General features: G+C 42.6%; 18 protein-coding genes, 1 rRNA gene and 1 pseudogene. 5 read left to right on the top strand and 15 right to left on the bottom strand.

Translation table 11 applies throughout. The features are described 5' to 3' along the window. Positions 1–130, bottom strand: a 16S ribosomal RNA gene (locus C6Y06_RS15105); the annotation flags it as partial. Between the two features lie 315 nt (positions 131–445). Continuing rightward, on the bottom strand, positions 446–1,324 hold the full coding sequence (locus C6Y06_RS15110) for a nucleotidyltransferase-like protein (protein WP_034664951.1): 879 nt from the start codon (positions 1,322–1,324) through the stop codon (positions 446–448). A gap of 189 nt (positions 1,325–1,513) precedes the next feature. Here C6Y06_RS15110 and C6Y06_RS15115 point away from each other — a divergent pair, with 189 nt between their 5' ends. Further along, the gene (locus C6Y06_RS15115) at positions 1,514–1,861 is read left to right on the top strand and encodes a YgzB family protein (protein ID WP_024425201.1); all 348 of its coding nucleotides are present in this window, start codon (positions 1,514–1,516) and stop codon (positions 1,859–1,861) included. 34 nt (positions 1,862–1,895) lie between these two features. Here the strand turns inward: C6Y06_RS15115 and perR are convergent, their stop codons facing one another. After that, the gene (gene perR, locus C6Y06_RS15120) at positions 1,896–2,333 is read right to left on the bottom strand and encodes a peroxide-responsive transcriptional repressor PerR (protein ID WP_012009347.1); all 438 of its coding nucleotides are present in this window, start codon (positions 2,331–2,333) and stop codon (positions 1,896–1,898) included. Between the two features lie 157 nt (positions 2,334–2,490). Beyond that, the gene (gene bcp, locus C6Y06_RS15125; protein WP_034664955.1) at positions 2,491–2,958 is read right to left on the bottom strand and encodes a thioredoxin-dependent thiol peroxidase; all 468 of its coding nucleotides are present in this window, start codon (positions 2,956–2,958) and stop codon (positions 2,491–2,493) included. A gap of 129 nt (positions 2,959–3,087) precedes the next feature. Here bcp and C6Y06_RS15130 point away from each other — a divergent pair, with 129 nt between their 5' ends. Together C6Y06_RS15130 and C6Y06_RS15135 are read left to right on the top strand one after the other, a co-directional pair. Beyond that, positions 3,088–4,383 carry a glutamate-1-semialdehyde 2,1-aminomutase gene (locus C6Y06_RS15130; protein ID WP_066031127.1) on the top strand — a complete coding sequence of 432 codons (1,296 nt, stop codon included), beginning with the start codon at positions 3,088–3,090 and terminating at the stop codon, positions 4,381–4,383. Positions 4,384–4,629: 246 nt separating this feature from the next. Beyond that, positions 4,630–5,703: an FUSC family protein gene (locus C6Y06_RS15135; protein WP_066031775.1), complete on the top strand. Its 1,074-nt coding sequence runs from the start codon at positions 4,630–4,632 to the stop codon at positions 5,701–5,703. A 229-nt stretch (positions 5,704–5,932) separates the two neighbouring features. Here the strand turns inward: C6Y06_RS15135 and C6Y06_RS15140 are convergent, their stop codons facing one another. From C6Y06_RS15140 to fabL, 10 genes and pseudogenes are all read right to left on the bottom strand, one after another. Next, positions 5,933–6,829, bottom strand: coding sequence for an ABC transporter permease (locus C6Y06_RS15140; protein WP_106037154.1), 897 nt, complete (start codon positions 6,827–6,829; stop codon positions 5,933–5,935). Positions 6,830–6,846: 17 nt separating this feature from the next. Beyond that, the gene (locus C6Y06_RS15145) at positions 6,847–7,848 is read right to left on the bottom strand and encodes an ABC transporter permease (RefSeq protein WP_060595826.1); all 1,002 of its coding nucleotides are present in this window, start codon (positions 7,846–7,848) and stop codon (positions 6,847–6,849) included. Positions 7,849–8,032: 184 nt separating this feature from the next. Beyond that, positions 8,033–9,619 (bottom strand): ABC transporter substrate-binding protein, encoded by a 1,587-nt coding sequence (locus C6Y06_RS15150; protein WP_060595820.1) that lies wholly within the window; start codon positions 9,617–9,619, stop codon positions 8,033–8,035. Continuing rightward, on the bottom strand, positions 9,594–10,571 hold the full coding sequence (locus C6Y06_RS15155) for an ABC transporter ATP-binding protein (RefSeq protein ID WP_106037155.1): 978 nt from the start codon (positions 10,569–10,571) through the stop codon (positions 9,594–9,596). Before C6Y06_RS15155 ends, C6Y06_RS15150 begins: the two co-directional genes overlap by 26 nt. After that, positions 10,540–11,562, bottom strand: a complete 1,023-nt coding sequence (locus C6Y06_RS15160) for an ABC transporter ATP-binding protein (protein ID WP_106031309.1) — start codon at positions 11,560–11,562, stop codon at positions 10,540–10,542. The genes C6Y06_RS15155 and C6Y06_RS15160 overlap by 32 nt, the downstream gene beginning before the upstream one ends. A 112-nt stretch (positions 11,563–11,674) precedes the next feature. After that, complete coding sequence (locus tag C6Y06_RS15165; RefSeq protein ID WP_060595817.1) at positions 11,675–13,417, bottom strand: ABC transporter ATP-binding protein; 1,743 nt, start codon at positions 13,415–13,417, stop codon at positions 11,675–11,677. Positions 13,418–13,511: 94 nt separating this feature from the next. Further along, on the bottom strand, positions 13,512–14,042 hold the full coding sequence (gene ntdP, locus C6Y06_RS15170; protein ID WP_012009337.1) for a nucleoside tri-diphosphate phosphatase: 531 nt from the start codon (positions 14,040–14,042) through the stop codon (positions 13,512–13,514). Between the two features lie 147 nt (positions 14,043–14,189). Next, entirely contained in the window at positions 14,190–14,450 is a 261-nt protein-coding gene (locus C6Y06_RS15175) for a YgaB family protein (protein ID WP_060595816.1), read from the bottom strand. Between the two features lie 174 nt (positions 14,451–14,624). Then, positions 14,625–14,774 (bottom strand): annotated as a pseudogene (locus C6Y06_RS15180) (gamma-type small acid-soluble spore protein); the annotation flags it as partial. A 75-nt stretch (positions 14,775–14,849) separates the two neighbouring features. After that, positions 14,850–15,602, bottom strand: a complete 753-nt coding sequence (fabL, locus tag C6Y06_RS15185; protein WP_024425211.1) for an enoyl-[acyl-carrier-protein] reductase FabL — start codon at positions 15,600–15,602, stop codon at positions 14,850–14,852. Positions 15,603–15,683: 81 nt separating this feature from the next. Here fabL and C6Y06_RS15190 point away from each other — a divergent pair, with 81 nt between their 5' ends. Then, complete coding sequence (locus C6Y06_RS15190; protein WP_003217808.1) at positions 15,684–15,908, top strand: hypothetical protein; 225 nt, start codon at positions 15,684–15,686, stop codon at positions 15,906–15,908. Here C6Y06_RS15190 and mutY read toward each other — a convergent pair. Then, the gene (gene mutY / locus C6Y06_RS15195; RefSeq protein ID WP_106037156.1) at positions 15,895–16,995 is read right to left on the bottom strand and encodes an A/G-specific adenine glycosylase; all 1,101 of its coding nucleotides are present in this window, start codon (positions 16,993–16,995) and stop codon (positions 15,895–15,897) included. The two genes, C6Y06_RS15190 and mutY, sit on opposite strands and share 14 nt — an antisense overlap. Before the next feature lie 194 nt (positions 16,996–17,189). On the opposite strand from mutY, the gene C6Y06_RS15200 reads away from it, so the two are divergent. Further along, positions 17,190–18,170 carry a metal-dependent hydrolase gene (locus tag C6Y06_RS15200; RefSeq protein ID WP_106037157.1) on the top strand — a complete coding sequence of 327 codons (981 nt, stop codon included), beginning with the start codon at positions 17,190–17,192 and terminating at the stop codon, positions 18,168–18,170. The last annotated feature ends 19 nt before the right edge of the window (positions 18,171–18,189 follow it).

Genomic DNA, 18,189 nt, shown 5'->3' on the forward strand with positions numbered 1-18,189 from the left:
AGGTTACCCACGTGTTACTCACCCGTCCGCCGCTAACATCCGGGAGCAAGCTCCCTTCTGTCCGCTCGACTTGCATGTATTAGGCACGCCGCCAGCGTTCGTCCTGAGCCAGGATCAAACTCTCCGAGGTATGCAGGATGCATATCACACATGCGTTGCTACACGAAGTAGCGAACTTAGCATGTGATCATTTCCTGCCTCGCCAGTTTGACTGACTACCTATGATGTATCATAGGATTTTTTATAAAAACTCGAATTAACAGGTACGTTTTGTCTTGTTTAGTTTTCAAAGATCATCTTCATTGTCGCTCAGAGGCGACTTTCTCAATATAACATTTCGGCGCTGTGTGCGTCAAGTGTTTTTTACAATTTCTTTTTGTCAGCTTTTCTTTCGAAGCAACTTGGTTGCTCGTTAGCGACGTATAATAATATACCATCATAATATTCATGCGTCAATATCTTTTTTCACAAAATATCCTCGATGATAGATTTTTTGTCCCTTTGTCTCAATCGGCTCCACCTGAACAATTCCTTTTTCCACAAAGAAATCAATCATGACGCTAAGGTCAGGCGTGAAATACTTGAGATCAGGATGCGCGAGAAGCTCGCCAAAAAGCCATATATCTTGCTGTTCCATGACATGACGCAAATGAGCGGCACCAATTTCTGCTTTTGAATGGATCAAAAAATCATTTGCTAAAAATAAAAGTTCCAAACGCTTATGCAGACTTTCGTGGCTTTCAATGAGTTCTGAATAAAGTTTATATACTTCCGGTTCCATATGACGCACCTGATTCCAAACCGTCACTTCTGGGTGGAAGCCTTTATCGATCACTTCAATACGTGCCAAATGATGCAGAGCATGCACAATTGAATTATATGCATCAAGGAATTGATTTGACTCAAAAAATGCTTTTCCTTCTATATATCTGCGAATGAGCTTGCCGTATTCTAAACCGATTTTAAGTTTGCGGTTTGAAAACGGGAATGTACTCAGTTCATCAATCAAGTTGAAAATATATTCATTTCGATCAAATAGGACTTTCCCATTTAAAATCCAATCAATGATTCGGCGGTTAGTGCCGAGGGTAATCCATTCCTTCAGCTGATCATCTGTGACAACATTTAAAGAAGCTGTTTGGTGATCGGATTCATAGTGCTTGATAAATAACGGCTCTTCCGCTTCTTTTACGATGACTAAAAGTGCTGCATCAAAGTTATCCGTCTCAGAAGATACTTTATGTCTTCTTTCTACTATAATCACAGCTAATGTGTCTGGATGGCTTGCTCTCTCTTGATAAATAGGACGGAGAAGATTTTCCATAGTGATTCCTCCAATACTCGGGTGTAAAGTTCTTCTCTAATGCTATGTATTTCTCCTCATAGAATCAAAATTCCTTCAATACAAGAAAAAAGATCATTGAATCATTATAAGCAATTTATTCACAAAACTCTATAACTAATTCAAACGGAAAGGTAAAATGTGCTATATTGGAGACAAGGGGGACTAGGGATGGCGAAATACTCCAGTAAAATTAATAAAATCAGAACATTTGCACTTAGTTTGGTTTTTGTTGGCTTTCTGATCATGTATATCGGTGTGTTCTTCAAGGAATCGATCTGGCTGTCGACTTTCTTTATGCTGCTCGGCGTCTTATCGATCGGATTAAGTACAGCCGTTTACTTTTGGATTGGTATGCTTTCTACGAAGGCAGTACGTGTCGTTTGTCCAGGCTGTGAGAAAGAAACAAAAGTGCTTGGGCGGGTGGATATGTGCATGCATTGCAGAGAGCCGCTTACACTCGATCCAGCATTAGAAGGCAAAGAGTTTGATGAATCCTACAATCGAAAAAAGTCATAAAAAAAGCTGACCATTTAACCGGTCAGCTTTTTCATTAATGATTTTCTTTTTTCGCACATTCTTGACAAGTTCCATAGATCTCCAAGCGATGATGACTGACCTTAAAGCCCGTCACATGGGATGCAAGCTGTTCAACTTCATCAAGGCCAGGATAATGAAAGTCCACTATTTTTCCGCAGTTTTCACAAATCGCATGGTAATGGTCAGATGTCGCAAAATCAAATCGGCTTGAGGAATCACCGTACGTTAATTCCTTTACTAATCCAGATTCCCGGAAGACTCGTAAATTGTTGTAAACCGTTGCGACACTCATGTTTGGAAATTTTCCTTCAAGTGCTTTATATATATCGTCCGCGGTTGGGTGAGTCATAGAATTTACGAGAAACTCCAAGATGGCATGGCGCTGCGGAGTAATTCGAACACCGGTTTCTTTTAAAGCATCTAAAGCGTCTTTTAGTTCGTGAGCAGCCATTTCATCATGCACCTCTCTTCAAAAATATTCTTATATTATAATCTTTATAAATAGTGTACCCCCAGAGCCGAATCTTTGTCAATTACAATCCTCTTTTTTACCTATTCTTCTTCACAAAAAAGACCGGCATGTCTGCCGATCTCATCCTGTGATGATATTAAGCGTGAGCTTTCAGTTCCTCAAGCGCTTCTTCTACGTGGTCTTTCACCTTGACTTTTCGCCATTCTTTCACAAGCGTTCCTTCTTTATTAATAAGAAACGTTGAACGTTCAATGCCCATGTATTCTTTGCCAAAGTTCTTTTTCAGCTTCCATACCCCAAAGGCTTCAGATAATTTCTGTTCATCGTCTACAAGAAGCAGGAACGGTAAATCATGTTTTTCTTTAAACTTTTGGTGCTTGTCCTGACTGTCTGGGCTTACGCCGATAATGACAGCATCTAATTCTGCAAAGCTTTGATGGCGGTCGCGGAAATCACATGCTTCTGTTGTACAGCCTGGTGTCATATCTTTTGGATAGAAATAAAGGACAATATGTTTTCCTTTAAAGTCAGAAAGCTTTACTTTCTCCCCATTGTCACCGGTTAATTCGATTTCAGGTACTTGCTGGCCTATTTCGATTGTCATGACACAATCCCTCCAACCTATTTTTTAATTAGCCTATCCAATTTTGAGAGGATATTCAACTAAGGACGCTTGCATCGGCATGTTAAAATAATGATAGACGACGTGATACGTTGAGATAGGAGGCTATTTATGAAATTCACAGAATCAGAAAAATTACATCAAGAGGCGCTGGAGCATATTGTTGGAGGTGTCAACAGTCCGTCTCGTTCATATAAGGCAGTAGGCGGCGGTTCACCCGTGGCTATGGAAAGAGGAGAAGGCGCTTATTTTTGGGATGTTGATGGAAACCGCTATATCGATTATCTAGCAGCATACGGTCCAATTATTACAGGACATGCTCACCCGCATATTACAAAAGCTATTACAAAAGCGGCTGAAACAGGTGTCCTTTACGGAACGCCAACGAAGCATGAAGTCACTTTTGCTAAAATGCTGAAGGAAGCCATGCCTGCTTTGGACAAAGTTCGTTTTGTCAATTCAGGAACAGAAGCGGTGATGACAACGATTCGTGTCGCGCGCGCATATACAGGCAGAACAAAGATCATTAAGTTTGCCGGATGCTATCATGGCCACTCTGATCTTGTGCTTGTGGCAGCTGGCTCTGGTCCTTCCACTTTAGGAACCCCTGATTCAGCAGGCGTACCAAAGAGCATCGCCAATGAAGTCATTACCGTTCCATTTAATGATATTGACAGCTACAAAGAAGCATTGGATCGATGGGGTGATGAAGTCGCAGCTGTCCTTGTCGAGCCAATTGTCGGGAACTTCGGCATCGTGGAGCCTAAGGACGGCTTCTTGCAGCAGGTCAATGACCTCACTCATGAAAAGGGCGCACTTGTGATCTATGATGAAGTGATTACAGCTTTCCGCTTTATGTACGGAGGAGCACAGGACTTGCTTCAAGTAAAACCTGACCTCACTGCATTAGGAAAAATCATTGGCGGCGGACTTCCGATCGGTGCTTACGGCGGTAAAAAAGAAATTATGGAGCAAGTCGCTCCTCTTGGACCAGCCTATCAAGCTGGCACGATGGCAGGAAATCCTGCATCCATTCTTTCTGGTATTGCATGCTTGGAAGTGTTAAAACAAGATGGTGTTTACGAGCGCCTTGATCAGCTTGGCGCTATGCTAGAAAAAGGCATTTTAGCCCATGCAAAAAAACATCAAGTAGATATTACGGTGAACCGCTTAAAAGGGGCTCTCACGATTTATTTCACAACAGAAATCATTGTAAACTATGAACAGGCGGAAAATACGGATGGCGAAATGTTCGCCCGCTTCTTCAAATTAATGCTTTCTCAAGGGATTAACCTCGCTCCTTCTAAATATGAAGCTTGGTTCTTAACGATCGCACATACTGAAAAAGATATTTCTGAGACGCTGCAAGCAGTAGATCATGCGTTTGAACAGTTAAAACAATCATAATAGGGTCAAAAACAGGCGAAAAAAAATGCGCCTGTTTTTTTATTTATCAGCTCTTGTTTGTCAAAAGCGTGCGAATCTGTTACATTTCTTCTCAATACCTTCTTTTGATGTTTTCATGAACTTTCAAAAATCACTTGAATATTTCGGAAGACCGCTGTATATTACTTAGTTGTTCATCAAAATATTGATGATAAATGACGAGTGATCATCTATTATCAAAAAGAAAGGAATGCAGGGACAAAACCAATGAAACTTGGAGCCCGTATTTTAAAAACTGGTATTGCCATTGTACTCGCGCTTTACCTGGCAACATGGCTTGGGTTGCCAACGCCCGTCTTCGCGGGAATTGCAGCTGTATTTGCTATCCAGCCATCTATTTATCGATCTTTTTTAACGATTGTTGATCAAGTGCAAGCCAATATTATTGGAGCAGCACTTGCCATTACGTTCGGCCTGCTTTTTGGCACTGGGCCAGTCATTATCGGTTTAACCGCCGTCATGGTCATCGCCATTAATTTAAAGCTGAAGATTGAACACACGATTCCAATTGCACTTGTAACCGTCATTGCGATTTTAGAAAGTGCTGGGGATCATTTCCTTTCCTTTGCCTTAATTCGAACAGCTACTGTGGTGTTAGGAGTTCTTTCTTCATTTTTAGTGAATTTAATCTTCCTGCCGCCAAAGTATGAAACAAAGCTTGTTCATCACATTATGGAAAATACGGAGGAGATTTTAAAATGGATCCGTCTGAGCTCCAGACAGTCTACTGATCATTCCACTTTAAAGGATGACATCGATCAAATAAAAGAACGCATGATCAAATTAGATCACATTTACTTGTTATACAAAGAGGAACGAAGCTATTTAAAGAAAACAACCTATGTAAAATCAAGAAAGCTCGTTTTGTTTAGACAGGCCATTATGGCATCGAATCGCGCTCTTTACTTGCTGAAAAAGCTTCATAAATTAGAAAATGAAATTCATTTGATGCCAGAGCATTTCAGGGAAAGCTTAACAGATGAAATTGATTACTTACTGTATTGGCATGAGCGTACCTTGATGAAATTCGTCGGTAAAATGAAACCGCAGGACGATGAATTTCAAAATGAATGCTCTCTTCGTCTTGAAACGTTAACGAAATCATTTATCCAGCATCAGCAAAACCAAGAAAACGACTTGCTCGATTACAATATGCTGAATGTCATGTCCAGCATCATCGAATACCGTGATGAACTAGAGCATTTAGATACATTGATTACAAGCTTCCAGACGTATCACCCAAAAGACAGTGAAATTGAGACAGATGAAAAAGAAGCATAAAATGAGAAAAGACCGATTCCTAGAATCGGTCTTAGATTGTTGACAAAGGGCTAAAATGATCTTGATTTTAGCCCTTTGTCTTCTTTTCAGCGTGATAGAAAACCTTTGCAGTCTAGGAAGGACGAGTACCGGAGTGGAGCGAATTGAACATTCGTGAGCACCGGCACGCAGGACTGACACCGAATGCGAGGGTTTGTCTGCGCGCTGAGACCGATTACTAGAATCGGTCTTATTTTATTTTCTTCATTTTAGGATCCAGTGTGTCTCTTAATCCATCTCCCATCAAGTTAAAGCCCAAAACTGTCAGCATAATCGCTACACCTGGGAAAATTAATGTCCAGGGGGCTTGCACGAGATAAGGTCTCGCATCGGCGAGCATTTTCCCCCACTCTGGGCTTGGTGCCTGTGCACCCAATCCTAAGAAGCCTAAAGCGGCTGCCTCGATAATCGCCGTTCCGATCGCAAGCGTCGCCTGTACGATGACCGGCACCATACTATTTGGCAGTATGTGACGCAGCACGATGCGGCGGTGTGACATCCCAACCGCCTTTGCTGCCAGCACGTATTCTTCTTGTTTAATACTCAGCACTTTTGAACGAACGAGCCGTCCAAAGGTTGGGACATTAATGATCGCAATGGCAATAAGGGCATTTTGTAAGGAGGGGCCTAAAATGGAGACGATCGCAATCGCTAGTAGAATACTAGGAAAAGCGAGTAAAATATCAAACAATCTCGAGATCACAGCATCTAGCACTCTTCCGCCATAGCCTGCTATCAATCCAAGCAGTGTGCCTAAAATGACAGACCCGAGAACCGAGAAGAAACCAACCCATAAGGAAATCCGCGCGCCATGCACAACTCTTGAAAATATATCTCTGCCGAAATCATCCGTACCAAACCAGTGCGCAGCTGAAGGGGCGCTAAATCGCTCACCAAGAGATTGTTCATTGATTCCATAAGGAGCAATGAGCGGTGCGAATATCGCTAGGATAAGAAATAAAAAGACAATCACACTGCCAATGACCGCCAGCTTGTGCTGAAAGAACTGCTTCATCGATTCAAGAATCAATGATTGAGAGCGTTCTTCTTTTGGTTGAGGTGGTTCAAGCTCTTTTTGTGCTTCCATGTTGTCACTCTCCTTCCCTAATATTTAATCCTAGGATCAATGACTGCATACAAGATGTCCACGATGAAATTGATCAGGACAAATATCAGCGCAACGACGAGAATGCCAGTTTGAATGACTGGATAATCACGATAACTGATGGCGTCATATATATATCGGCCAATTCCCGGCCAAGCAAAAATGGTCTCTGTTAAAATGGCTCCGCCAAGTAAGAGGCCTGTTTGAAGACCAATAATCGTCAAGATCGGAATAAGCGCATTTTTCAGGCCATGCTGATAAATGATGAAAAATGAACGTACCCCTTTTGCTTTTGCGGTTCGAATAAAATCTGAATGAAGCACTTCTAGCATACTTGCCCTTGTAATCCTTGCAATAATCGCAGCAGGAATTGTCGCAAGAGCTGTACTTGGTAATATCAAATGCTTGATGCTGTCAGTGAATTGATCAAACCGGCCTTGCAAAAGCGTGTCCAGCGTATGAATATACGTGATCGACTCCACTGGATTCCTTACGTTTTCTCGGCCCGTCGTCGGCAAAATACCTAATTCGATCGAGAACAGCCACTGCCCCATTAAGCCTAACCAGAAAATCGGCATAGACACTCCAATGAGTGCAATAAACATTGCGACATAATCAAAGATGGAATGCTTAAACCAAGCACTAATGATTCCGGCATTCACTCCCACAACAATCGCCAGCACCATGGCAAAAAAGGTCAATTCTAACGTCGCAAATAAGTAAGGCTTCATTTCCTGGGCAATAGCCGCTCCTGTTCGTATCGAAGTCCCTAAGTCCCCTTTTAAAAGACCCAGCATGTAATGTCCGTATTGAACATACCAAGGCTGGTTTAAACCGAGCTGGATGGTTAATTGTTCTACTGCCTCTTTCGTTGCCCGCTGTCCTAAGATGACCTGTGCTGGGTTCCCTGGAATAAACCGAATAATTGAAAACACGACCAATGTCATTCCAATCAATACTGGGATAAGCATTCCTGCCCGCTTCATACAATAAGCAAACAAACAGCTTTCACCGCCTTTTTCTTTGTCTTCTTTTCAGCGTGATAGAAAACCTTTGCAGTCTAGGAAGGACGAGTACTGGCGCGAAGCGAATTTGACATTCGTGAGCACCGGAACGCAGGACTGACACCGAATGCGAGGGTTTGTCTACACGCTGTAAGGGAGAGACAAGATCTCCCTTATTTGCTTATTCGAAATACACGTCAGTTAAAGCTTCTGAACCAGTTGGATGCGGCTGATAGCCTTTTAAATCATTAGATGCTGCAAGCATTGGGATCGAATGCACCAATGGAATCCAAGGTGCTTCATCATGAATGATTTCTTGCGCTTTTTTATACAGGTCATTTCGTTTCTTTTGATCTGTATTTGTTTGCGCTTCAATGAGGATGTCGTGCATTTTATCGTTTTCGAAGAATGTATAGTTGTTGCCGCCAATGCTGTCTTTGTCCAGCAGTGTGTAGATGAAATTATCAGGATCACCATTGTCCCCTGTCCACCCTAATAAGAACACATCTGCTTCCCCTTTACTTGCCTTATCTAAATAGGTCGCCCAGTCATATGTCACAATTTCTGCTTTGACGCCGACCTTTTCAAAGTTTGATTGAATGACTTCTGCTACCTTCATCCCATCTGGCATATATGGACGCGGTACAGGCATCGCCCAAAGCTTGATGCGAAAGCCGTCAGGAAAACCCGCTTCTTTCAAAAGTTCCTTCGCTTTTTCTGGATCATACGGATATGGATCAATGTCGTCATTGTAGCCTTCTAAAGCTGGGGGAAGGGGATTTTTTGCTGGCTCGGCAAGTCCGCCATAAAATGACTCAATGATGGATTCTTTATCGACCGCGTAATTGAGTGCCTGACGAACGAGCTTGTTATCAAGCGGCTTTCTTGTGACGGTCAGTCCGATATAGCCTACGTTCATTGATGGTCTTTCAATAAGCTGGAGTGCTTTATCAGTTTTAATGCCATCTAAATCTGACGGATTCACGCCATCCATCAAATCGATCTCACCTGTTTTCAGGGCATTTAAACGAGCCGAGTTTTCTGGAATAGAGCGGAAGATGATTTGATTCAGTTTTGGTTTATCCTTCTGCCAGTAATCTTCGTTCTTTTCTAACACGATACGGTCGTTTTGCTTCCACTCTTTAAACTTGAATGGTCCTGTTCCCACTGGATTCTCACGAAAAGAATCACCGCTTTTTTCAACAGCCGCAGGACTTGCGATGCCAAACGGTGACATAGCAATGTTTTTAAGGAATGTCGCCTGCGGGCGCTTTAGCTGAAATTCAACTTCATGCTCTCCTTTGACGATGATGTCTTTAATCACATGTCCTTTATCTTTTTTATAGCCGCCAAACATGCCATAGTAAGGAAATTTTTCTGCATCACCATTCATCCAGCGGTCAAAGTTGAATTTCACTGCTTCTGCGTTAAAGTCTGTGCCATCGTGAAATTTCACACCTTCTCTTAAGTAGAATGTGTATGATTTTCCGTCCTTTGCAACATCCCAGTCTGTTGCGAGACCAGGATGGATGGTCGTGTCTTTCTCACCATAATTCAGTAGCTTTTCAAACATATTCTCTGTGACCTTGAAGGTTTCGCCTTCTGTCGTTGTGATCGGATCTAGTGAAGTGGAGTCTCCTCCTCTGCCAAATACGAGGGTGTCTTTTGTTGCTTTTTCTTCTGATGACGGTGCGGACGAGCATCCCCCCAAAAACAGTGCAAGTGCCAGCACAAAAATGAAACTACTGAACAACCATGTCTTCTTCATTGTGTTCCTCCTTTTGATATAAGTAACACGCCGCTGCGTGCCCCGGTTCCTCCTCATACAAAGTAGGGACTGCTTTTAGGCATTTCTCCCACCTTTTTGGACACCTTTTGTAGAAAGGACAGCCGCCTTCTATCGTCATTGTGGACTCTTCTGCTGACACATCTTGCGTCTCTAGCACGTGATCCATATGTGGAATGGATTTCAGAAGCAGCGACGTATAAGGATGAAGCGGGCTGTGAAACACGTCTTCGGCAGGCCCCATCTCAACAATGCGGCCAGCATACATGACTGCGATTCGGTCGCTCATATATTTGACAACGCCAAGATCGTGAGAAATAAACAGATACGTCAGAGAAAGCGTCTTTTGCAATTCAAGCATCAAATTCAAAATTTGGGCTTGAACGGATACATCTAAAGCCGAAACGGGTTCATCCGCAATGACAAGACTTGGATGGGTAATGAGTGCTCTAGCGATACCAATGCGCTGCCTTTGTCCGCCGCTGAATTGGTGCGCATAACGTTCCCCGTAGGAAGGATCAAATCCGACAATGTGCAGCATCTCTTTGACCCGCTTCCGTCTTTCTTCTTTCGTCCCATGCCAGTGAACAATGAGCGGTTCCTCTAAAATATCTTTGATTTTCATTCGTGGATTTAATGAAGCGTATGGATCTTGAAAAATCATTTGAATGTCTTTTCTTAAAGAACGCATCTCTCTTTCTTTCAAAAGAGTCACATCTTGCCCTTTCAGTTGAATAGAGCCTGACGTCGGTTCAGTCAATCTCATTAAGCTTTTGCCAAGTGTTGATTTCCCGCAACCCGATTCACCAACAATGCCAAGCGTTTCCCCCTCCTTCACGTGAAAGGACACTTGATTTAAAGCCAAAGTCGAATGTTTATGTTTAGAAAAAAAAGCGGCTGTGTCATACCGTTTTGTCAGCTGATTCACTTGCAAGAGTGGGCGACTCAGTGTCTTCTCCTCCTTCCATTAGAAAACATGCGACGCGGTGATCCTGTTCAATGGATTGCAAAACTGGATCTTCTTCAAGACATTGCGCCATTTGATAAGGGCAGCGCGCGGCAAATTGACAGCCGGATCGAATGGTTCCCGGCTTAGGTACATGACCTGTAATAGAGATGAGCTTTTCTTTTTTCTCTTTAAACGATGGAACTGAGGCGAAAAGACCTTTTGTGTAGGGATGCAGAGGTTTTTGAAAAATACGGTCAACGGTTCCTTCTTCTACAATTCGACCGGCATACATAATCATGACTCGCTGGCATATTTGCCGCACGACGCCTAGATCATGGGTTATAAATAAAATAGCGGTGTCCATCTCTTCGTTTAGCTTTTTGAGCAGGCGAAGGATTTGCGCTTGGATGGTCACATCAAGTGCAGTTGTCGGTTCATCTGCGATCATGAGCTTTGGGTGACAAAGCATCGCCATCGCAATCATGACACGCTGGCGCATGCCGCCTGATAATTCATGCGGGTATTTTTTAAGCAACGATTCGGCTTGCTTCAATCCAACTGTCTGAAGCAGATCAACCGCCTTTGCTTTTGCTTCTTTTTGACCGATTGCTTGATGTGTGAAAAGGGCTTCCGTCATTTGTTTGCCGATGGTCATTAATGGGTTCAGAGAGGTCATTGGCTCTTGAAAAATCATCGAAATGTCATTCCCTCTTATCTCTCGCCACTGTTTTTCTGAAAGCGACAGCAGGTTTTGCCCTTCGAATTGAACCTCACCCGTTGTGTCTGTTTGTTGGTTCAGGCCCATTAATGACATAGATGTGATACTTTTCCCGCAGCCAGATTCGCCAACAATCCCTAAGGTTTCCCCTTTTTGAATCGAGAACGATATGTGATGGACGATGGGTACTTTTTGCTTTTTTTGCTGAAACGCAATGGACAGCTGTTTGACATCTAGCAGCACGTCTTGTTCTTTCACATATTCACCACCCCGTCATACTTTTTAAAATTGTATTGAGACAAGCTGGGAAATATGTCATGTTTTTGACAAGCATAAAAAAGCCTATCCGCTAGAATCGGATAGGCTTCTACTAATTTAATGTTTGAATGGTAAATAGATGGCGATAGTGGCTGTCTCTGTTCATTAATTCTTCGTGTGTTCCTTTTTCCACAATCTCGCCTTGTTCCATGACGACAATGAGGTCAGCATGAGTAATCGTCGATAAGCGGTGCGCGACAATAAAGGTTGTACGGTCCTTCGCTAGCTTTTGCATCGCTTCTTGAATGTAATGTTCACTTTCTAAATCAAGTGCAGACGTCGCTTCATCTAAAATCAAAAGCGGTGGATTTTTAAGAAAGACCCTTGCAATTGAAATACGCTGTTTTTGACCGCCTGACAGCTTCACGCCCCGTTCTCCTACCTTCGTGTCATATCCTTCAGGAAGAGACATAATAAAATCATGGGCATTTGCCGCTTTTGCAGCCGAAACGATTTTTTCAAAAGATGCTTCTGGGTCTCCCACCGCAATATTTTCTTTAATCGTGTCACTGAATAAGAATGTATCCTGCAGCACCATTCCGACTTGATTTCGAAGGCTTCTTGCTTTGTACTCTTTGATATCGATGCCGTCAATTTCAAGTGACCCGTTTGTGACATCATAAAACCTTGGAATTAAGCTGACGAGTGTCGACTTCCCTCCACCGCTCATTCCTACAAGCGCAACCGTTTGTCCTTTTTCTACTTTCAAGGAGATATTGTGCAGAATCTCTTCCTGTGTGTGTTCATAACGAAACGACACATTTTTAAATTCGACCTCACCTTTTAAATGATCAGCTTCTTTTGCATTCGGCCGATCTGTTACCTCATATGGCTCATCAATAAATTCAAAAATACGATCCATTGACGCCACTGACTGGGTTAAAGTCGTGGATGAGTTAATGAGACGGCGAATCGGGTTGTACATCCGGTCAATATAGCCGACAAAGGCAATCATGGTCCCGATCGAAAGTGATCCATTAATTACGGTGTAGCCAGCAAATGCAATGATTAATAGCGGTGCAATGTCAGTGATGGTATTGACGACGGCAAATGTTTTGGCGTTCCAATTCGTATGGTTGATCGCTTTGTTTAAGAAATTTTTGTTTTCATCATGAAAATGTTCTTGTTCATATTCTTCAATGGCAAAGCTCCGAATGACTGGCATACCTTGTACCCGCTCATGCAGATGCCCTTGCACTTCAGCCAGCGCCTGCGACCGCTCTTTTGTCAGCTTGCGAAGCCTGCCGTAAAAATACTTCACTGCAAACGCATATAGCGGAAAAATAATGACAGACACGATGGTGAGCTTGATGTCCAGTGTACACATAATGGCGATCACGATCAGCACGGTCATCAAATCAAGCCAAATGTTCATAAGACCTGTGATGACAAACTCCTTTGTCTGCTCCACATCGTTGATGACTCTTGAAATGATTTCTCCTGTTCTCGTGTTGGCATAATAACGAAGGCTGAGCTTTTGAATATGCGAAAACAGCTTTTCCCGAATATCAAATAATACCTTACTGCCTGTCCACTGCGCATAGTATTGTCTATAGTATTCAACAGGCGGCCTCATCACTAAAAATAAGACGAGCATGATTCCCATAATGATCAATAGAGATGATGTCTTTTCTTCAGCCGACCCCGAGCCTTGAATGACATCATCAATGACATACTTTAAAAGCAGAGGCAATGTTAAGGGAATCGAGAACTTGATCATCCCGATGACCATTGTCAATGCAATCTGTTTTTTATACGGTGTAACAAAAGCCATGTAGCGTTTAATGACCCCCATGTAAATCTCCTTCCCAATCTATCAGTGCCTCTTATCCGTACGCAGTCAAAAACCTGTTAGCCTAAAAAGCCAAACAGGTTTTTGCTGCTCTTGCTTATTTTGTATAATGTAAAAAACGTTCATACCACATATCCACAAATTCAGGAGCAAACGGACCTTTCCGCTGGTGAATCCAATGCAATAATGTATTCAGATGCTCTCTTAAGATACTATCGATTTCCTTTGGATAATTCATCTGCCTCTTATGATCTGCATATTCATCCTCATCCAAAATATTGTACGTCATGTCTGGAAAGACTTTGACATCTAAATCGTAATCAATATACTTAATTGCTTCTTCATCTGTCGCAAAAGGAGAGCTGATGTTGCAGTAATAATATACCCCATCATCTCTAAGCATCCCAATCACATTAAACCATTGTTTTGCATGGAAATAGCAAATAGCCGGTTCTCTCGTCATCCAAGTACGGCCGTCGGATTCAGTCACCATTGTACGGTCGTTTGCACCAATGATACACAATTCCGTTGCTTTCAGAATGGTGGTTTCATTCCAAATCCTGTGGATCAAGCCATTGTGTTTATAGCTTTGAATTTGGATGGTTTCTCCTTCCTTGGGATAGCCCATATTTTCTCCCCTACTTTCTATAACAAACAAACCTAACAGTCCAAAGACCTAATTTCCCAACTAAACATGTCTCTATTATATTATACCGTTACATCATTAAAAAATGAAATGAAAAAGCCATTCAACCCAATTGAACGGCACACTGACTTACATCACGCTAGAACTCTTTTCCATCTGTTTATATGAATTGATGACCTCTTCTGTCTGTTTTGTAAATAAGGTTTGGACTTTTTGCAGTTCCTCCCGTTTCTGTTTGATTTGATCATGAAGCCTGGTCCACTCTTCTTTTTTTTCATCCTGGAGCAATTGTTTTTCTGTTTCTAAGCATAGATCGAGTTCTCCCTGTACATTGAGCAGTTGATCCATGAGCTGCATTTGTTCTTTTACAAGCTGATCGAAATCAGACATCTAACTCCTCCCTTTTCATCGAATCCACTTTTTGTCTGTATACCATTTCTTGAAAGAAGGAGGAAATCCTTTGACTGTTTATGTAGAGGTTTTACAGGTTTTGTCGGATGGTGGGGAGAGGCAAAAAGAAAAGCACTTCATTCGTAGATGAAGTGCTTTCCTTTGTTTCAGTGATTAGCTGTTTTGTTGTTTGTTTTGCTCAGCTTTTTGGTTGTATTTTTTTACTTGCTGTACGTCAGTCTCGCTAGCAAATTCAGTACCAAATTGACCGCCTTGTGCAGAAGCTTGGTTTTGTTTCTTCACTTGTTGTGCGTTTGTTTTGTTTTGTTGTTGATCCATCATTATCACCTCCACGCACATTAATTTGTGCAGAAGGTGTACATCCTATTCATGATTTTTTTAAACTAGCAAAGAACGTCCGCCATCCACAATAATGGTCTGTCCTCTAATCATGTCTGCCTTGCCTGATACAAGGAACTCCACGCTGTCGACCATGTCTTTAATTTCTACCATTCGGCCAGCAGGTGTATTTTTCTTCGCATCTTCTAAAAGTTCTTCCCGGTTCGGGAAATGTTTTAGTGCATCTGTATCGATCGCACCGCCTGATACTGCGTTCACGACAATATTTTTTTGTGACAGCTCAACGGATAGGTAACGCGTTAAAGCTTCTAGTGCCGCTTTTGATACGCCGACCACTGTGTAATTTTCAAGGTAGCGGATGGAGCCTAGTGAGCTAATGCTGACGATATGTCCGCCGCCGTTTTTCTCCATTAGTTTCGCCGCTTCTTGTCCGCAGAATAACAAGGCTTTCGCATTGATATTCATCGTCCAGTCCCAATGATTTTCTTCAAGATCCATAATTGGACGCTGAACGCCAGACGCCGCATTGTTCACAAATACATCTAAACGGCCAAAGGTTTCGTCAATTTGCTGAAACATGTCTTTGATTTTCTCAGGCTGGCCTACATTGGCTTTGACAACCAATGTTTTGACACCCATCGCTTCAATTTCTTCCGCTGTTTCAAGTGCGGCTTTTTTGCTTCTCGCATAGTTAATGACAATGTCATATCCTTTTTCAGCGAGGCGAAGGGCTACTTCTTTCCCTACTCCTCTGCTGCTTCCTGTAATTAATGCACATTTACGTTGACTCATTATGGTTCATCTCCTGATTTGAATAGTTTTCGTTCATTCGCTTCACACTAATAGGAAAGTTCCTATTAGGAGGTTACATTCATGTATGTCGGACGCGATTTAAGCCAGCTTGGTATGATGTCCAAGGATCAATGGAAAGATACTGAGCTTGCTTACTTTCATCATGCTTTCCAACAAATTTTACCTTATTTGAATGAAGAAGGGCAATCTAAGTATCGAGAAATCATTTCTGAAATCGAAGACCGCGGGGGTCTGCACCGAAATGAAGCTGATTATACCCACGGTACAACGGTTAAATACGACTAGGCTCTTCAAGTGCCATCTTCCAGATTTTTTGGTGTGAGACTGGCAAAGCATATGCCTCAAATTCTTCTGTTGTGACTTTTTTCAGCTTCGTGTCATCAGATACAGAGGTAACTCGTCCAAAGAAAACAGAAATATTCCAGATGAGGTGGGTAAATACATGCTGAATGGTGCCTTCTAAATCACCAAGCTCCGCTTGTACACCCGCCTTCTCTTTTAAGAAATCAATCAGCTGCTCTTTTTCCGTTTTTCTTCCCTTTGTTGTTTCCATGTTAGGGAATTCCCATAAATTCGCAAGGAGGCCTGTACTTGGCCGCTTATGAATATATAGGTTGCCTGCGTCATCAAATAACACCGCTGCTGCCATTGATTTCGCAGTCGGCTTTTTCTTTTTGCTTTTCACTGGGAGCTCATGCTGAACGCCTTCCTCGAGTGCCGAGCAATGCATGTTTACAGGGCAAATGAGGCAGGCAGGGGATGTTGGAGTGCAAATGAGCGCACCTAGCTCCATCAGCCCTTGATTGAATTCTGACGGCTTTTCCCGGGAAATGAGCTGATCGACCGCAAACTCGAAAATATTTCTCGTTTTTGGTTTTGCTATATCATCCCATACAGACAAAATACGGGAAATGACCCTCATGACGTTGCCGTCTACCGCAGGGTACGGCTTGTTATAGGCGATACTCAGCACTGCACCGCTCGTATACGGACCTACACCTTTAAGCTTTGAAAACTGCTCTTTCGAATCAGGGACAACGCCCCCGTAGGATTCATATACTTCTTTCACAGCTGCCTGTAAATTACGCACTCTTGAGTAGTAGCCAAGACCTTCCCATGCTTTCATGACCTTTTCTTCATCAGCTAAAGCAAGATCTTTCACCGTGGGGAATTGCTCCATAAACCGGTTGAAGTACGGAATGACCGTATCCACCCTCGTTTGCTGAAGCATCACTTCTGATACCCAGACGCGGTATGGATCCTGATTTTCACGCCATGGCAGTGTCCGTTGTTCTTTTTCATACCAATCAATTAAATCATGCTGAAAGCCCGCAATATCTTTGCGGTCCAGCTTTTCTTGAATGTCTTTCATATCTATACTCCTTCTCATTGGACCGAGGGCTAACGTTCTGAATAGAACCTTATTTGTTGTATACTGTTTGTAGATACGTTAACATGTTACATTAAATCGGGATAAAGCAAAAGTGATTTTGCACATAGTCTTGATTGGAGACGTATACTTTGTATGATTGTTCCTAAGCATGACAACTAGTAGGAGGTAATCAATTGGACACTGGTACTCATGTAGTAATGGGCATTTCTCTTGGGGGACTTGCACTTTTAGATCCAGCCGTCAGCGCAGATCCACACATGGCACACGCCGTGATGATTGCGACCATCGCCGGCTCCCAAGCACCAGACATTGATACTGTGCTAAAACTAAAAAATAATGCGGTTTATATAAGAAATCACCGAGGATTTACACATTCCATTCCGGCTGTACTGTTTTGGTCATTGCTGATTCCGGCTGTGATTTTCCCATTTGTGCCGGGGGCGGATTTACTTCACCTTTGGTTATGGACACTATTAGCCGTTGTGCTTCATGTGTTTGTCGATATTTTCAACGCATACGGTACTCAGGCCATTCGTCCATTTTCGAAGAAATGGGTAGCGCTTGGGATCATTAATACGTTTGATCCATTCATCTTTTTTACACACATTGTCGCCATTGTCGTTTGGGCGATTGGCGGTCATCCCGGCTATACGTTCATAACGCTGTACGCCGTGATTTTCTGTTACTATATCGTCAGGGTCATCATGCAGCTTCAGATTAAACGTCAGCTGCGTGCACGATTCGATGAAATTGAAGAGATTATCATTTCGCCTACAATGAAGTTCAGACAATGGCGCATTGCCGTGAAATGTAAATCGTCTTTCCATGTTGGGCGCAGTATGAATGGAGAGGTCGTCATTTTAGACACCTTTAACCGTGTGCCGGTCCCTGATACAGAGATTATGAAAATTGCCAAACAAGACGAAAACATCTCAGCCTTTCTCTCCTTCTCCCCTGTCTACCGGTGGGAAGTGGATAAATACAAGGATCATTACGAGGTACGGTTCATTGATTTGCGCTACCGCAGCAAAGGTCACTACCCTTTTGTCGCGATCTGCCATATCGACATGGACCACCAAATCAAAAATTCCTATACCGGCTGGATTTTCAGTGAAGAAAAACTGCAAAAAAAATTAAGACTCGGCTCTGTGTGAGCGAGTCTTTTTTTGTGTT

Origin of the sequence: Bacillus sp. MZGC1 (assembly GCF_002998605.1) — a bacterium.
Classification (GTDB): domain Bacteria; phylum Bacillota; class Bacilli; order Bacillales; family Bacillaceae; genus Bacillus.

Excerpts from the sequence above, each read along its gene's own strand:
- C6Y06_RS15110 (WP_034664951.1), bottom strand. The coding sequence starts at position 1,324 with ATGGAAAATCTTCTCCGTCCTATTTATCAAGAGAGAGCAAGCCATCCA.
- C6Y06_RS15115 (WP_024425201.1), top strand. The coding sequence starts at position 1,514 with ATGGCGAAATACTCCAGTAAAATTAATAAAATCAGAACATTTGCACTT.
- perR (WP_012009347.1), bottom strand. The coding sequence starts at position 2,333 with ATGGCTGCTCACGAACTAAAAGACGCTTTAGATGCTTTAAAAGAAACC.
- bcp (WP_034664955.1), bottom strand. The coding sequence starts at position 2,958 with ATGACAATCGAAATAGGCCAGCAAGTACCTGAAATCGAATTAACCGGT.
- C6Y06_RS15130 (WP_066031127.1), top strand. The coding sequence starts at position 3,088 with ATGAAATTCACAGAATCAGAAAAATTACATCAAGAGGCGCTGGAGCAT.
- C6Y06_RS15135 (WP_066031775.1), top strand. The coding sequence starts at position 4,630 with ATGAAACTTGGAGCCCGTATTTTAAAAACTGGTATTGCCATTGTACTC.
- C6Y06_RS15140 (WP_106037154.1), bottom strand. The coding sequence starts at position 6,829 with ATGGAAGCACAAAAAGAGCTTGAACCACCTCAACCAAAAGAAGAACGC.
- C6Y06_RS15150 (WP_060595820.1), bottom strand. The coding sequence starts at position 9,619 with ATGAAGAAGACATGGTTGTTCAGTAGTTTCATTTTTGTGCTGGCACTT.
- C6Y06_RS15165 (WP_060595817.1), bottom strand. The coding sequence starts at position 13,417 with ATGGGGGTCATTAAACGCTACATGGCTTTTGTTACACCGTATAAAAAA.
- ntdP (WP_012009337.1), bottom strand. The coding sequence starts at position 14,042 with ATGGGCTATCCCAAGGAAGGAGAAACCATCCAAATTCAAAGCTATAAA.
- C6Y06_RS15175 (WP_060595816.1), bottom strand. The coding sequence starts at position 14,450 with ATGTCTGATTTCGATCAGCTTGTAAAAGAACAAATGCAGCTCATGGAT.
- fabL (WP_024425211.1), bottom strand. The coding sequence starts at position 15,602 with ATGAGTCAACGTAAATGTGCATTAATTACAGGAAGCAGCAGAGGAGTA.
- C6Y06_RS15190 (WP_003217808.1), top strand. The coding sequence starts at position 15,684 with ATGTATGTCGGACGCGATTTAAGCCAGCTTGGTATGATGTCCAAGGAT.
- mutY (WP_106037156.1), bottom strand. The coding sequence starts at position 16,995 with ATGAAAGACATTCAAGAAAAGCTGGACCGCAAAGATATTGCGGGCTTT.